Source organism: Streptomyces sp. NPDC056734 (assembly GCF_042790455.1).
Classification (GTDB): Bacteria; Actinomycetota; Actinomycetes; order Streptomycetales; family Streptomycetaceae; genus Streptomyces.
Window position 1 is genome coordinate 154,779 of the sequence record NZ_JBHTZD010000018.1, and the last position, 15,108, is coordinate 169,886.

Annotated in this window: 9 protein-coding genes; 8 read left to right on the forward strand and 1 reads right to left on the reverse strand. The window is 70.4% G+C overall.

Translation table 11 applies throughout. The features are described from left to right. Positions 1–103: 103 nt before the first annotated feature. The 4 genes from ACFRFC_RS26910 (at position 104) to ACFRFC_RS26925 (ending at position 9,450) form a co-directional block, all read left to right on the forward strand. Entirely contained in the window at positions 104–835 is a 732-nt protein-coding gene (locus tag ACFRFC_RS26910) for a VIT1/CCC1 transporter family protein (RefSeq protein ID WP_382688666.1), read from the forward strand. A gap of 409 nt (positions 836–1,244) precedes the next feature. After that, on the forward strand, positions 1,245–5,837 hold the full coding sequence (gltB, locus tag ACFRFC_RS26915) for a glutamate synthase large subunit (RefSeq protein WP_382688812.1): 4,593 nt from the start codon (positions 1,245–1,247) through the stop codon (positions 5,835–5,837). Beyond that, the gene (locus ACFRFC_RS26920; protein ID WP_382688663.1) at positions 5,830–7,293 is read left to right on the forward strand and encodes a glutamate synthase subunit beta; all 1,464 of its coding nucleotides are present in this window, start codon (positions 5,830–5,832) and stop codon (positions 7,291–7,293) included. The genes gltB and ACFRFC_RS26920 overlap by 8 nt, the downstream gene beginning before the upstream one ends. Positions 7,294–7,653: 360 nt before the next feature. Next, the gene (locus ACFRFC_RS26925) at positions 7,654–9,450 is read left to right on the forward strand and encodes a cytochrome bc complex cytochrome b subunit (protein WP_382688661.1); all 1,797 of its coding nucleotides are present in this window, start codon (positions 7,654–7,656) and stop codon (positions 9,448–9,450) included. A gap of 37 nt (positions 9,451–9,487) precedes the next feature. On the opposite strand, the gene ACFRFC_RS26930 is transcribed toward ACFRFC_RS26925, so the two are convergent. Further along, positions 9,488–10,375, reverse strand: coding sequence for a hypothetical protein (locus tag ACFRFC_RS26930; RefSeq protein WP_382688659.1), 888 nt, complete (start codon positions 10,373–10,375; stop codon positions 9,488–9,490). A gap of 95 nt (positions 10,376–10,470) precedes the next feature. Here ACFRFC_RS26930 and ACFRFC_RS26935 point away from each other — a divergent pair, with 95 nt between their 5' ends. The 4 genes from ACFRFC_RS26935 to pepN all read left to right on the forward strand — a co-directional run bounded on the left by ACFRFC_RS26935 (position 10,471) and on the right by pepN (position 14,870). After that, positions 10,471–11,040 carry a GNAT family N-acetyltransferase gene (locus tag ACFRFC_RS26935; protein WP_382688657.1) on the forward strand — a complete coding sequence of 190 codons (570 nt, stop codon included), beginning with the start codon at positions 10,471–10,473 and terminating at the stop codon, positions 11,038–11,040. Positions 11,041–11,119: 79 nt separating this feature from the next. Then, complete coding sequence (locus ACFRFC_RS26940; RefSeq protein WP_382688654.1) at positions 11,120–11,470, forward strand: chorismate mutase; 351 nt, start codon at positions 11,120–11,122, stop codon at positions 11,468–11,470. Between the two features lie 158 nt (positions 11,471–11,628). Beyond that, positions 11,629–12,150: a two-component system response regulator gene (locus ACFRFC_RS26945; protein WP_382688651.1), complete on the forward strand. Its 522-nt coding sequence runs from the start codon at positions 11,629–11,631 to the stop codon at positions 12,148–12,150. A gap of 221 nt (positions 12,151–12,371) precedes the next feature. Beyond that, entirely contained in the window at positions 12,372–14,870 is a 2,499-nt protein-coding gene (pepN, locus tag ACFRFC_RS26950; RefSeq protein WP_382688649.1) for an aminopeptidase N, read from the forward strand. The last annotated feature ends 238 nt before the right edge of the window (positions 14,871–15,108 follow it).

The following is a 15,108-nucleotide window of genomic DNA, read 5'->3' on the forward strand; positions in this document are numbered from 1 at the left end:
AGTCTGGCTTCTGTCGAGAAATGGAATTCGTCTAAGAAGCCGTCTGAAGAAGCCTGTCATTCGTCTAGAGAAGCCTGTCAGGGGCGTTTGTGAGGGACCGGTCATGGCCATCATCGAGACCGAGGCGACACTCCACGAGGCACACCGGGACAACCACACCCACCGCGATGTGAACGGCGGCTGGCTGCGGCCGGCGGTGTTCGGGGCCATGGACGGGCTGGTCTCCAACCTCGCCCTGATGACCGGTGTCGCCGGTGGCGCGGTCGGCCAGCAGGCCATCGTGCTGACCGGGCTCGCGGGACTGGCCGCCGGCGCCTTCTCCATGGCCGCCGGTGAGTACACCTCGGTCGCCTCGCAGCGCGAGCTGGTCGAGGCCGAGCTGGAGGTCGAGCGGCGTCAGCTGCGCAAGCACCCGCAGGCCGAGGAGGACGAGCTGGCCGCGCTGTACGAGGCGCGGGGCGTCGAGCCGGGCCTGGCGGGCGAGGTCGCCCGGCAGCTGTCGCGCGACCCCGAGCTGGCGCTGGAGATTCACGCCCGCGAAGAACTGGGGGTGGACCCCGGCGATCTGCCCTCGCCGCTGGTCGCCGCCGTGTCCAGCTTCGGCTCGTTCGCGCTGGGCGCGCTGCTGCCCGTACTGCCGTATCTGCTGGGTGCCACCGTGCTGTGGCCGGCCGTGCTGCTGGCGCTGGCGGGGCTGTTCGCCTGTGGGGCGGTGGTGTCCAAGGTGACCGCGCGGACCTGGTGGTACAGCGGGCTGCGGCAGCTCGCGCTGGGCGGGGCGGCGGCCGGTGTGACGTACGCCCTGGGCAGCCTGTTCGGAATCGCTGTAGGGTAACGCGGCTGGAACTTATGCGCGGGACCGCATAAGCAGCCGTTACTCGCTGGTTTCGAGCGATTAACCATTGGGCATGAGCCGTAAGCGCTGTAGGCAATGAAGCCTGCTGTGTGCCGGTGGGGCTGGCGACGACGCACGCCCCTCCTTCTCCTCTCGGGCCGACGGACATCGATCTGTCTGACCGGCCCCCCATGAACTTCCGCCGCCGAGCGCGGTGTCCGATGTCGCGAAACCGCCGCGACGTCCGCATGCTGGAATGGTCTATCCGGTTCCCGAGAGCCGTCCCATCATGTAACCTGCACGAAATTTTGCACTCTCGCAGAGGGCCAACGTCGTCCCTCGGCACTTCCCCAGCGCCGAAAAAGCCTGATGGGAACCCCCAAGCCACATGACGACGACGGGAGAGCCGATGCGTACGCCGCACCAGCCGTCCCAGCACTCCACGACTGGCCAGAACTGGTCCTTCATGGATGCTCGCCCTGCCGCGCAGGGTATGTACGACCCCCGGAATGAGCGCGACGCGTGCGGCGTCGGTTTCGTGGCCACCCTGACCGGCGAGGCCAGCCATACGCTGGTGGAACAGGGCCTGACGGTGCTGCGGAACCTGGAGCACCGCGGTGCCACCGGCTCCGAGCCGGACTCCGGCGACGGCGCCGGGATCCTCTCCCAGGTGCCGGACGCGTTCTTCCGCGAGGTGGCCGAATTCCAGCTGCCCACGGCCGGTGCCTACGCCGTCGGGATCGCCTTCCTGCCCGAGGGCTCCGGCGACGCAGCCGTCTCACATATCGAGACGATCGCCGCCGACGAGGGCCTGACCGTCCTGGGCTGGCGCGACGTCCCCGTCGCCCCCCAGCTGCTCGGCGCCACCGCCCGTTCGACGATGCCCGTCTTCCGGCAGCTCTTCGTCGCCGACGGCGTCTCCACCGGCATCGACCTGGACCGCAAGGCGTTCGTGCTGCGCAAGCGCGCCGAGCGCGAGGCCGCCGTGTACTTCCCGTCGCTGTCCGCGCGGACGATCGTCTACAAGGGCATGCTGACCACCGGCCAGCTGGAACCTTTCTTCCCGGACCTGTCCGACCGGCGCTTCACCTCCGCGATCGCGCTCGTCCACTCCCGGTTCTCCACCAACACCTTCCCGTCGTGGCCGCTGGCCCACCCGTACCGGTTCGTCGCCCACAACGGTGAGATCAACACCGTCATGGGCAATCGCAACTGGATGCGCGCCCGCGAGTCCCAGCTGGTGTCCGACCTGTTCGGGGAGCGCGACCTGGAGCGGATCTTCCCGGTCTGCACCCCCGCCGCCTCCGACTCCGCGTCCTTCGACGAGGTCCTGGAACTGCTCCACCTCGGCGGCCGTTCGCTGCCGCACTCCGTGCTGATGATGATCCCGGAGGCCTGGGAGAACCACGACTCCATGGACCCGGCCCGGCGCGCCTTCTACCAGTTCCACGCCACCCTCATGGAGCCCTGGGACGGCCCGGCCTGCGTCACCTTCACCGACGGCACCCAGGTCGGCGCCGTCCTGGACCGCAACGGACTGCGCCCCGGCCGCTACTGGGTCACCGACGACGGCCTCGTCGTCCTCGGCTCCGAGGTCGGCGTCCTCGACATCGACCCCGCCAAGGTGGTCCGCAAGGGCCGCCTCCAGCCGGGCCGGATGTTCCTCGTCGACACCGCCGAACACCGCATCATCGAGGACGACGAGATCAAGGCGGGCCTCGCCGCCGACCAGCCCTACGCGGACTGGCTGGAGGCCGGCGAGATCGAACTGGCCGACCTGCCCGAGCGCGAGCACATCGTGCACACCCACGCCTCCGTCACCCGGCGCCAGCAGACCTTCGGCTACACCGAGGAGGAACTGCGCGTCATCGTCGCCCCGATGGCCAGGACCGGCGCCGAGCCGATCGGCTCCATGGGCACCGACTCGCCGATCGCCGCGCTCTCCGACCGCCCCCGGCTCCTCTTCGACTACTTCACCCAGCTGTTCGCACAGGTCACCAACCCGCCGCTGGACGCCATCCGCGAGGAACTGGTCACCTCGCTGCGCTCCCCGCTGGGCCCCTCCGCGAACCTCCTGGACCTCACCTCCGCCTCCTGCCGTACGGTCACCCTGTCCTTCCCGGTGATCGACAACGACGAGCTGGCCAAGCTCATCCACATCAACGCCGACGGCGACATGCCCGGCTTCAAGGCCGCGACCCTGTCCGGCCTCTACCGGGTGCACGGCGGCGGCGACGCCCTCGCCGCCCGGATCGAGGAGATCTACGCCGAAGCGGACGCCGCCATCGACAACGGCGCCCGCCTGATCGTCCTCTCCGACCGGCACTCCGACGCCGAGCACGCCCCGATCCCCTCGCTGCTGCTCACCGCGGCCGTCCACCACCACCTCATCCGCACCAAGCAGCGCACCCACGTGGGCCTGCTGGTCGAGGCCGGCGATGTCCGCGAGGTCCACCACGCCGCCCTGCTCATCGGCTACGGCGCCGCCGCCGTCAACCCGTACCTCGCCATGGAATCCGTCGAGGACCTGGTCCGGGCCGGCACCTTCCTGCCCGGCGCCGAACCCGAGCAGGCCATCCGCCACCTGATCTACGCCCTCGGCAAGGGCGTCCTGAAGGTGATGTCCAAGATGGGCATCTCCACCGTCGCCTCCTACCGCGGCGCCCAGGTCTTCGAGGCCGTCGGACTGGACGCGGCCTTCGTCGAGAAATACTTCAACGGCACCGCCTCCAAGATCGGCGGCGTCGGCATCGACGTCATCGCCAAGGAGGTCGCCGCCCGGCACGCCAAGGCCTACCCGGCCTCCGGCATCGCCCCCGCACACCGCGCGCTGGACATCGGCGGCGAGTACCAGTGGCGCCGCGAGGGCGAGCCGCACCTGTTCGACCCGGACACCGTCTTCCGGCTCCAGCACTCCACCCGTACCGGCCGCTACGACATCTTCAAGAAGTACACCGAGCGCGTGAACGAGCAGTCCGAGCGGCTGATGACGCTGCGCGGCCTCTTCGGCTTCACGTCCGGCCGCGACGCCATCCCGGTGGACGAGGTCGAACCGGTCTCCGAGATCGTCAAGCGGTTCTCCACCGGCGCCATGTCCTACGGCTCCATCTCCCGCGAGGCCCACGAGACCCTCGCCATCGCCATGAACCAGCTCGGTGGCAAGTCCAACACCGGCGAGGGCGGCGAGGACGCGGAGCGCCTGTACGACCCCGCGCGCCGCTCCAGCATCAAGCAGGTCGCCTCCGGCCGCTTCGGCGTGACCAGCGAATACCTCGTCAACGCCGACGACATCCAGATCAAGATGGCCCAGGGCGCCAAGCCCGGCGAGGGCGGCCAGCTGCCCGGCCACAAGGTCTACCCGTGGGTCGCCAAGACCCGCCACTCCACCCCCGGCGTGGGCCTGATCTCCCCGCCCCCGCACCACGACATCTACTCCATCGAAGACCTCGCCCAGCTCATCCACGACCTGAAGAACGCCAACCCGAAGGCGCGCATCCACGTCAAGCTGGTCTCCGAGGTCGGCGTCGGCACCGTCGCCGCCGGGGTCTCCAAGGCGCACGCCGACGTCGTACTGATCTCCGGCCACGACGGCGGCACCGGCGCCTCCCCGCTCACCTCCCTCAAGCACGCGGGCGGCCCCTGGGAACTCGGGCTCGCCGAGACCCAGCAGACCCTGCTGCTCAACGGCCTGCGGGACCGGATCGTCGTCCAGACCGACGGCCAGCTCAAGACCGGCCGGGACGTCGTCATCGCCGCGCTCCTGGGCGCCGAGGAGTTCGGCTTCGCCACCGCGCCCCTCGTCGTCTCCGGCTGCGTCATGATGCGCGTCTGTCACCTGGACACCTGCCCGGTCGGCATCGCCACCCAGAACCCGGTGCTGCGCGAGCGGTTCGCCGGCAAGGCCGAGTACGTCGTGAACTTCTTCCGGTTCATCGCCGAAGAGGTCCGCGAACTCCTCGCCGAACTGGGCTTCCGCTCCATCGAGGAGGCCGTCGGCCACGCCGAGGCCCTCGACGTCACCCGCGCCATCGACCACTGGAAGGCCCAGGGCCTGAACCTGGCGCCGCTGTTCCACGTCCCCGAGCTGCCCGCGGGCGCCGCCCGCCACCAGATCGTCGAGCAGGACCACGGCCTCGCCAAGGCCCTCGACAACGAACTGATCAAGCTCGCCGCCGACGCCCTCGCCGCCGACTCCGCGGCCGACGCCCAGCCGGTGCGCGCCCAGGTCGCCATCCGCAACATCAACCGCACGGTCGGCACCATGCTCGGCCATGAGGTGACCAAGAAGTTCGGCGGCGCGGGGCTCCCCGACGACACCGTCGACATCACCTTCACCGGCAGCGCCGGCCAGTCCTTCGGCGCCTTCCTGCCGCGCGGCGTCACCCTGCGCCTGGAGGGCGACGCCAACGACTACGTCGGCAAGGGCCTGTCCGGCGGCCGAGTCGTCGTCCGCCCCGACCGGGGCGCCGACCACCTCGCCGAGTACTCCACCATCGCGGGCAACACCCTCGCCTACGGCGCCACCGGCGGCGAACTCTTCCTGCGCGGCAAGGTCGGCGAACGCTTCTGCGTCCGCAACTCCGGCGCGCTCGTGGTCTCCGAGGGCGTCGGCGACCACGGCTGCGAATACATGACCGGCGGCCACGCCGTGGTCCTCGGCGAGACCGGGCGCAACTTCGCGGCGGGCATGTCCGGCGGCATCGCGTACGTCATCGACCTCGACCGGGACAACGTCAACACCGGCAACCTCGGCGCGATCGAGGACCTCGCGGACGAGGACCGCAACTGGCTGCACGACGTGGTGCGCCGCCACGCCGAGGAGACCGCCTCCACGGTCGCCGCGAAGCTGCTCGCCGACTGGCCGGCCGCCGCCGCCCGCTTCACCAAGATCATCCCCAGCACCTACAAGGCAGTGCTCGCCGCCAAGGACGCCGCCGAGCGAGCCGGTCTCTCCGAGACCGAGATCACCGAGAAGATGATGGAGGCGGCGATCAATGGCTGACCCGAAGGGCTTCCTCACCCACGGCCGCGAGGTCGCCACCTCCCGCCCGGTCGACGTCCGCCTGCGGGACTGGAACGAGGTCTACGTCCCCGGCTCCCTGCTGCCGATCATCAGCAAGCAGGCCGGCCGCTGCATGGACTGCGGCATCCCGTTCTGCCACAACGGCTGTCCGCTCGGGAACCTGATCCCCGAGTGGAACGACTACGCCTACCGCGAGGACTGGGCGGCGGCCTCCGAGCGCCTGCACGCGACGAACAACTTCCCGGAGTTCACCGGCCGCCTCTGCCCGGCCCCCTGCGAGTCGGCGTGCGTCCTCGGCATCAACCAGCCGGCCGTCACCATCAAGAACGTCGAGGTCTCCATCATCGACAAGGCGTGGGAGACCGGGGACGTCGCCCCGCAGATCCCGGAGCGCCTCTCCGGCAAGACGGTCGCCGTCGTCGGCTCCGGCCCCGCGGGCCTGGCCGCCGCCCAGCAGCTCACCCGGGCCGGCCACACCGTCGCCGTCTACGAGCGCGCCGACCGCATCGGCGGCCTGCTCCGCTACGGCATCCCCGAGTTCAAGATGGAGAAGCGGCACATCAACCGCCGTATCGAGCAGATGCGCGCGGAGGGCACCCGGTTCCGCACCGGCGTCGAGGTCGGCCGCGACCTGTCGGGCACCAACCTGAAGAAGCGGTACGACGCCGTGGTGCTGGCCGTCGGCGCCACCACCGCCCGCGAGCTGCCGGTGCCCGGCCGGGAGCTGAAGGGCATCCACCAGGCCATGGAGTATCTGCCGCTGGCCAACAAGGTCCAGGAGGGCGACTATGTGGCGCCGCCCCTCACGGCCGAGGGCAAGCACGTCGTCGTCATCGGCGGCGGCGACACCGGCGCCGACTGCGTGGGCACCGCCCACCGCCAGGGCGCGGCCTCGGTGACCCAGCTGGAGATCATGCCCCGCCCGGGCGACGACCGGCACCCCACCGCCCAGCCGTGGCCGACCTTCCCCATGCTCTACAAGGTCACCTCCGCGCACGAGGAGGGCGGCGAGCGGGTCTACTCCGTCTCCACCACCCACTTCGAGGGCGACGAGGACGGCAATGTGCAGTGGCTGCACCTCACCGAGGTGGAGTTCACGGACGGCAAGCTGACCCAGCAGCCCGGCACCGAGCGCCGGATCCCCGCCCAGCTGGTCACCCTCGCGATGGGCTTCACCGGCACCGACCGGGACAACGGCCTCGTCGAGCAGTTCGCCCTGGACCTCGACGAGCGCGGCAACATCGCCCGCGACGCCGAGTACCAGACCAATGTGCCGGGCGTCTTCGTGGCCGGGGACGCCGGCCGCGGACAGTCGCTGATCGTCTGGGCCATCGCCGAGGGGCGCTCGGCCGCCCGCGGCGTCGACCGGTACCTGACCGGCACGAGCGAGCTGCCGGCGCCGATCCGGCCCACGGACCGGGCCCTGATGGTCTGACCGACGGCCCCCTCCACAAGGGGGCCCCTCCACAAGGGGGCCCCTTCCACAAGGCGGCCCCCCTCCATAAGACCTCCCGTACAACGGCGTACGGGCGGGACGTCCGGGGGACATTCCTGGGGCGCTCCAGGGATGTCCCCCCGACCACCCGCAGACGGCGTCTGCCTCGTCCCCGACCGGACCTGGGCAGGCGCCGCCTCTTGTGTTCCCCTCTTGTACGCCGCTCGTGTGCCTCTTGTGCCGCCCGTCCGAGCGGGGCGCTCACCCGCTCACCCGCTTGCGCTCACCCGCTTGCCGACACCTCTGGCCCGGCATCGGGGCCCGTGCCACGCTGAGGGCATCCGACGGGGAGGCGACGGCATGGGCGGCGCGCGACCGGACAGCGGTGGCGCTGCGGGCGCCGGTTCCGGAGCCGAGGGGCGCGGGGGACGAGAGGGACGCGGAGAACGCGGAGAACGCGGCGGACGCGGAGGACGCGGGGGAACCGTCCCGCGCGGTGAGCGGCTCGCCGACTGGGCCGACGGACGGCTCGGTCTCTACGGTCTCGCCAAGGCCAACATGCGCAAGGCGTTCCCCGACCACCCCTCCTTCCTGCTCGGCGAGATCTGCCTCTACAGCTTCGTCGTCCTCATCCTCACCGGCGTCTATCTGACCCTGTTCTTCGAGCCCAGCATGGCCGAGGTGGTGTACGACGGCTCCTACGAACCGCTCAACGGCGTCCTGATGACCCGCGCCTTCGAGTCCACCCTGGCCATCAGCTTCGACGTACGCGGCGGGCTGCTGATCCGTCAGATCCACCACTGGGCCGCGCTGGTCTTCGTCACCGGCATGCTGGTGCACATGATGCGGGTGTTCTTCACCGGCGCCTACCGCAAGCCCCGCGAGATCAACTGGCTGTTCGGCTGGACGCTGCTCTTCCTCGGCATCATCACCGGCCTGACCGGCTACTCCCTCCCCGACGACCTGCTCTCCGGGACCGGCGTCCGCTTCGCGCAGGGCGCCATTCTGTCCCTCCCCATCGTCGGGACGTATCTCTCCTTCTTCCTGTTCGGCGGGGAGTTCCCGGGGCACGACATCATTTCGCGGTTCTTCCCGATCCATGTGCTGCTGCTGCCGGGGATCATGCTGGGGCTGGTCGCCGCCCATCTGATCCTGATCGTCCACCACAAGCACACCCAGTACCCCGGTCCCGGCAAGAAGCGGGAGTCCGTGGTCGGCATGCCCTTCCTGCCGGTCTACCTGGCGAAGGCGGGCGGATTCTTCTTCCTGGTCTTCGGCGTACTCACGCTCATGGGCGGCATCGCCCAGATCAACCCCGTCTGGGCGTTCGGTCCCTACCGCCCCGACCTGGTCACCACCGGCGCCCAGCCCGACTGGTACCTCGGCTTCTCCGAGGGACTGATCCGGGTGATGCCGGGATGGGAGATCAACCTCTGGGGCCACACCCTCGTCCTCGGCGTCTTCATCCCGTTCTCGCTGTTCCCGCTGATCCTGCTCGCCATCGGCGTCCACCCCTTCGTCGAGGCGTGGATCACCGGCGACCGCCGTGAACACCATCTCCTGGACCGGCCGCGCAACGCCCCCGTCCGCACCGCCCTCGGCGTCGCCTGGCTCACCCTCTACGCCGTGCTGCTCATCGGCGGCGGCAACGACATCGTGGCCACCCATCTGCATCTGTCCATCAACTCCATCACTTGGTTCGTCCGGATCGCGTTCTTCGTCGCTCCCGTCCTCGCCTTCTACGTCACCAAACGGGTCTGCCTCGCCCTCCAGCACCGCGACCGCGACAAGGTGCTGCACGGCAGGGAGACCGGCACCATCACCCGCCTCCCGCACGGCGAGTTCATCGAGGTCCATGAGCCACTGCCGCAGGCCGAGCTGTACGCCCTCACCCAGCACGAGCAGCCCCAGCCCTACGAGATCGGGCCGCCGTCCGACGCCGGAGGGGTACGGCGACGGGTCCGCGTCTCCCAGCGGGTACGGGCGCGGCTGGCCCGGGGCATGTTCGGCCCGGACACCCAGGTGCCGAAGCCGACGCCGGGGGAGTACGCGGAGCAGCGGGCGGGGCGTGCGGGTGAGGGTGAGGGGGCGGTGGGGGTCACGGGGGCGCGGGGGCTGGGGGAGGAGGAGCTGAGGGGTGGAGAGGGGCGGCGCTGAGCTGCCGCTGCCGATGGCGCCGGTGTGAACCCACCCCCTACGTGTCACACTCCAGCACCGTCCCGCACAACCCACACCGCGCCCGCACCCGCCCCCGTACCGGCACCCGGATCCGCTGATGGCAGGTCGGGCACGGGAACGACACACGCAGCGGATCCGGGCCGGAGAAGGCGTACGACACGCCATGCGCGTCGGCCATGGCGTGATCCTGGGCGTGTCGCCGGTCGCGCGCATAACGGCGGCGGCCCGCCCAGCCCGCCGCCGTCAGCGGAGGCTGCTCCCCGTCCCGACGCGCCCGCGCCATGCCCTTCCCATACGCCGTGTACGCCTGCGCGCTGGTGAACCAGGGCGACGGATCCTCCCCGAACACCAGGGCACGCTTCGCCAGGACGTAACCGAACTCCTCAGGCGTGAGATAGCCCAGCTTCTGGGAGGACGCCGCATCCTCCCGATAGGCGTCCAGCAGCAGCCACCCGGCGCCCAGATAGGCCGCCGCCGTGTCCGTCAGGATCTCGTTGTCCCGCGTGCCGGGGAACGCCAGCTCCAGCCGATGCAGATACACATGCATCGCCTCGTGCGCCAGCGCGGCGCCGATGTCCCGCCGATGCGTACGGAACCGGTCGTTCAGCTCCACGAAATACTCCGGACCGGCCGTCAGCTCGATGTTCGCGGCATGCCGCATCGCACGGAACGCGACGATCAGCCGGGCATCCGGCAACCGGTAGTGCCGCACGATCTCGCGCGCCACCCGCTGCGCGCCCAGATACAGATCGTCCGCGTCGGCGAACGCCACATCAGCCGGCACCACACTGGCCGAGAACGTCTGGATCGTGTCGTACGACAGCCTCCTGTACAGCGCCGTGATGGCCGCCCGCACCGTCTCCAGATGCGGGAATCCGTGCTCGACCGGCCCGTCGTTCGCCACGCCCGTACCCCCATGACGCCGTGAACCACCCGATTCCACTGTACGGCGGGAAAAACCGGATGCCCGGCTGCCGCCCCCGCGGCTACGGTCGGCCCGTGACCCCCGAACCGCCCACCGAGCCCTCCGCCGAGCCCCCCACCGGGCCCGTACCGCGCGTAGGCGGCCCCGACGACGACCTCCAGCAGTGGCTCGACGACGAACTGACCGCCTTCAACACCCGGGCCACCGCCGTCCCCCTGCCCGAGGACTTCTCCGTCACCGTCACCGACCCGGCCGACGGCACCCGGATCGGCGGGCTCACCGGCTGGTTCTGGGGCGGCCTGTGCTCCGTGGACATGCTGTGGGTGCGCGCGGACCGGCGCCACGAGGGCTGGGGAACCCGGCTCATGCGGGCGGCCGAGGAGGAAGCCCTACGGCGCGGCTGCACCGACCTGACCGTCTCCACGTACACCTTCCAGGCCCCCGGCTTCTACGCCGCGCTCGGCTTCCGGGAGACCGGAAGGATCGACGGCGTCCCCGGCGGCCACCAGGACGTCCACTTCCACAAGCCCCTCGCGCGCGTGCCCGACCACCCCGCACCCGACCAGGCCCCTGACGAGGCCCCCGAGCAGGCCCCGAACCAGGCCCCCCGATCAGCGCTGAAGCCCGACCACATCGGATCCTGAGACACCTTCTGTCCGCACCCTGGGACGATCCCCGTATGCCCCGCCGTCACCCCACCCCCGACACGTAGGGTGGTCGCCCATGACCACCAGCTACACCGGTACCGGAGACGTCGACCCCGCCGTGCGCGAGGAACTCGACCGGCTGCGCGACAGCATCGACAACATCGACGCGGCAGTCGTCCATATGCTCGCCGAACGCTTCAAGTGCACCCAGCAGGTGGGCCACCTCAAGGCCCGGCACCAGCTGCCGCCCGCCGACCCGGCGCGCGAGGGCCGGCAGATCGAGCGGCTCAGAGCCCTCGCCGAGAACGCCAAACTCGACCCGGCATTCGCTGAGAAGTTTCTCAATTTCATCATCGCCGAAGTGATCCGCCACCATGAGGGCATCGCCGAGGACACCGTCGCAAACCACCACTCAACGCCCCGCTGACCGGCCGGAACCACCAGCCGACCGGACCCCGTGCCCCGGGGAGTGCCGCGCACCCGCGCGGGAGACTTTCTCATCGAGTACTCCTCGTCAACCGACGAGCACTCCCCGTAGGCTCCGGACGCATAGGGTGGGAACCCAGGTGGAGGGGAGGTCCGGCCATGGAGTCGGAAGCCAGGATCCTCGTCGTCGACGACCACAAGGACACGCTGTACGCCCTGGAGAGCGCGCTCGCCCCGCTCGACCGCCCACTGGCCCAGGCCACCAGCGGCGACGAGGCACTCAAACAGGTACTGCGCGGCGGGATCGGCCTCCTGCTGCTCGACGTGCGCACACCCGGCGCGGACGGCCTGGAGGTCGTGCGCTATCTGCGCCGCCTCGAACAGACCCAGCACATCCCCGTCGTCCTGCTCACCGGCCTCGACCCCGACCACGAACTGACCACGGCCGCCTACGACCTCGGCGTCGCCGACCTCCTGGTCAAACCCATCGACCCCTGGGCCCTGCGCAACAAGGTCCGCTACCTCTACGACGCCCACGCCCGCCACCGCGCACAGGAGCGCGAAATACGCGAACTCCGCGAACTGTGCGCCCCGCGCCCCCGCCAGAGCGCGTCCCGCGAACGCCCCCGCCCCACCCGCGTCCCCACCCAACGGGACATCCCACGGGCCACCTTCGCCTGACCGCCACGCCCACCTCCGGTCGGACTCCCTGACCACGTCCGGTCAGAGTCCCTGACCACCTCCGGTCAGAGTCCCGGTCGGACTTCCTGACCACGTCCGGTCGGACCGCCGCCCCACCTCAAGTCAGACCCCTGAACCCCCTCCGCCCACCCAGGTCGCGATCCGAGCACGAACCGGACCGCCCCTGTGCGATGTCAGACCCATCGGGCAGCATGGCGTTCATGTCCGTTCTCACGCGCGACGAAGCGCAGACCCGTGCACAGCTCCTCGACGTCCAGCGGTACGCCATCGACCTCGACCTGACCACCGGGGACGACACCTTCGACTCCCGTACCCTGATCCGGTTCAGCGCCCGCACGGACGCGGACACCTTCGTCGAGCTGAAGCCCGCCGAGCTGCGCTCGGTCACCCTCGACGGACACCCCCTCGACCCGGACACCCTCAACGGCAACCGGCTGCCCCTGCAAAACCTCACCGCGGGCGACCACGAACTGCACATCGACGCCCGCATGCGCTACTCACGCACCGGCGAAGGCATGCACCGCTTCACCGACCCCAGCGACGACGAGACCTACGTCTACACCCAGCTCTTCATGGACGACGTACAGCGCGTCTTCGCCGCCTTCGACCAGCCCGACCTCAAAGCCGTCTTCGACCTCACGGTCACCGCCCCCGAAGGCTGGACCGTCCTCTCCAACGGCATCACCGAACAACAGCACGAAGGCCACTGGCGAGCCGCCACCACCCCGCCCATCTCCACCTACCTCGTCGCCGTCGCCGCCGGCCCCTGGCACACCGTACGCACCGAACACCGCGGCCTGCCCTTCGGCATCCACTGCCGCCGCTCCCTGGCCCCCCACCTGGATCAGGACGCCGACGAACTCCTCGACATCACCCGCCAGTGCTTCGACCGCTACCACGAGAAATTCGCGGAACCCTACCCCTTCGACTCCTACGACCAGGCGTTCGTCCCCGAATTCAACGCCGGCGCCATGGAGAACCCCGGCCTCGTCACCTTCCGCGACGACTTCGTCTACCGCTCCGCTGTCACCGACACCGAACGCCAGACCCGCGCCATGGTCATCGCCCACGAAATGGCCCACATGTGGTTCGGCGACCTCGTCACCCTCAAGTGGTGGGACGACATCTGGCTCAACGAGTCCTTCGCCGAGTACATGGGCTACCAGACCCTCATCGAAGCCACCCGCTTCACCGACACCTGGACCGACTTCGGCGTCATCCGCAAAGGCTGGGGCTACGACGCCGACCAACGCCCCTCCACCCACCCCGTCGCCCCCGAAGCCGTCCCCGACACCGCCTCCGCGATGCTCAACTTCGACGGCATCTCCTACGCCAAGGGCGCCTCCGCCCTGCGCCAACTCGTCACCTGGCTCGGCGAAAAAGACTTCCTCGCCGGCATCAACACCCACTTCGACCGGCATAAATTCGCCAACGCCACCCTCGCCGACTTCATCGACTCCCTCGCCCACACCACCGAACGGGACGTCCACGCCTGGGCCGACGCCTGGCTGCGCACCACCGGCGTCGACACCCTCACCCCCCACGTCACCCGCGGCGACCACGGCACCTGCACCCTCACCGTCGACCACACCGGCACCCGCCCCCACCGCATCGCCGTCGGCCTCTACGACCTCGACCTCGCCGACGACGACGGCCGCCTCACCCTGCGCGACCGCCGCCACCTCGACATCCCCCAGACCGAACCCGAACCCATCGGCAAACGCCCCGCACTGCTCCTCCTCAACGACGAAGACCTCACCTACGCCAAGATCCGCTTCGACCGCGCATCCTTCACCACCCTGCGCACCCACCTCTCCGGCCTCCCCGAACCCATCACCCGCGCGGTCGTCTGGAACGCCCTCAGGGACGCCGTCCGCGACGGCGAACTCCCCCCCACCGCCTACCTGGACACCGCCCGCGCCCACCTCCCACGCGAAACCGACCTCGCCCTCGCACAGGGCGTCCTCTCCTTCGCCGGCACCCAGATCACCGACCGCTACCTCACCCCCCAGGCCCGCCCCGCCGCCCTCGCCACCCTCAGCGCCCTGTGCCGCGACCTCATCCGCCGCACCGAGGACGGCACCCACCCCGGCCTGCGCCTGATCGCCGTACGCCACTTCATCGACGTCACCACCCACCCCGACACCCTCGCCGCCTGGCTCGCCGACGGCAGCGTCCCCGGCGGACCCGAACTCGACCCCGAACTGCGCTGGCGCGTCCTCGCCCGCCTCGCCGTCCTCGGCGCCACCGACGAACAGGCCATCGCCGCCGAACTGGACCGCGACCCCAGCGCCACCGGCCAGGAAGGCGCCGCCCGCTGCCGCGCCGCCCTCCCCGACCCCGACGCCAAACACACCGCCTGGGCCGCCATGTTCACCACCGACGACCTCTCCAACTACCTCTTCAACGCCACCGCCCAAGGCTTCTGGCAGCCCGAACAGACCGATCTGCTACGGGAATACGTCCCCCGCTACTTCCAGGACGCCGTCACCCTCGCCCACCGCCGCGGCCCCGCCATCGCCGACGCCGCCGGCCGCTGGGCCTTCCCCGTCCACGCCGTCGACACCGAAACCCTCCGCCTCGGACGAACCTGCCTCGCCGACGCCGACCCCACCCCCGCCCTGCGCCGCAAACTCATCGACCAACTCGACGACCTGGAACGCGCACTGAAGGTACGAGGCACCACCGGCCAGGAGTAACACCCGACCCCGGCCACCCTGACCCACCCCGTCCCCGACCGGACCTCAGCCTGGGCCTGACCGGACCTCAGCCTGGGCCTGACCGGACCCCAGCCCGGGCCTGACCGGACCCCAGCCCGGGCCCGACCCGGGCCCTGACCGGATCCTGGTCGGGGCTCGACCCGCCCCCCGACCGGACCCCAGCCCGGCCCTGACCCGGCCCCTGACCGGACCCTCATCGGGACTCCACCCGCCCCCC

Excerpts from the sequence above, each read along its gene's own strand:
- ACFRFC_RS26910 (WP_382688666.1), top strand. The coding sequence starts at position 104 with ATGGCCATCATCGAGACCGAGGCGACACTCCACGAGGCACACCGGGAC.
- gltB (WP_382688812.1), top strand. The coding sequence starts at position 1,245 with ATGCGTACGCCGCACCAGCCGTCCCAGCACTCCACGACTGGCCAGAAC.
- ACFRFC_RS26920 (WP_382688663.1), top strand. The coding sequence starts at position 5,830 with ATGGCTGACCCGAAGGGCTTCCTCACCCACGGCCGCGAGGTCGCCACC.
- ACFRFC_RS26925 (WP_382688661.1), top strand. The coding sequence starts at position 7,654 with ATGGGCGGCGCGCGACCGGACAGCGGTGGCGCTGCGGGCGCCGGTTCC.
- ACFRFC_RS26940 (WP_382688654.1), top strand. The coding sequence starts at position 11,120 with ATGACCACCAGCTACACCGGTACCGGAGACGTCGACCCCGCCGTGCGC.
- ACFRFC_RS26945 (WP_382688651.1), top strand. The coding sequence starts at position 11,629 with ATGGAGTCGGAAGCCAGGATCCTCGTCGTCGACGACCACAAGGACACG.
- pepN (WP_382688649.1), top strand. The coding sequence starts at position 12,372 with ATGTCCGTTCTCACGCGCGACGAAGCGCAGACCCGTGCACAGCTCCTC.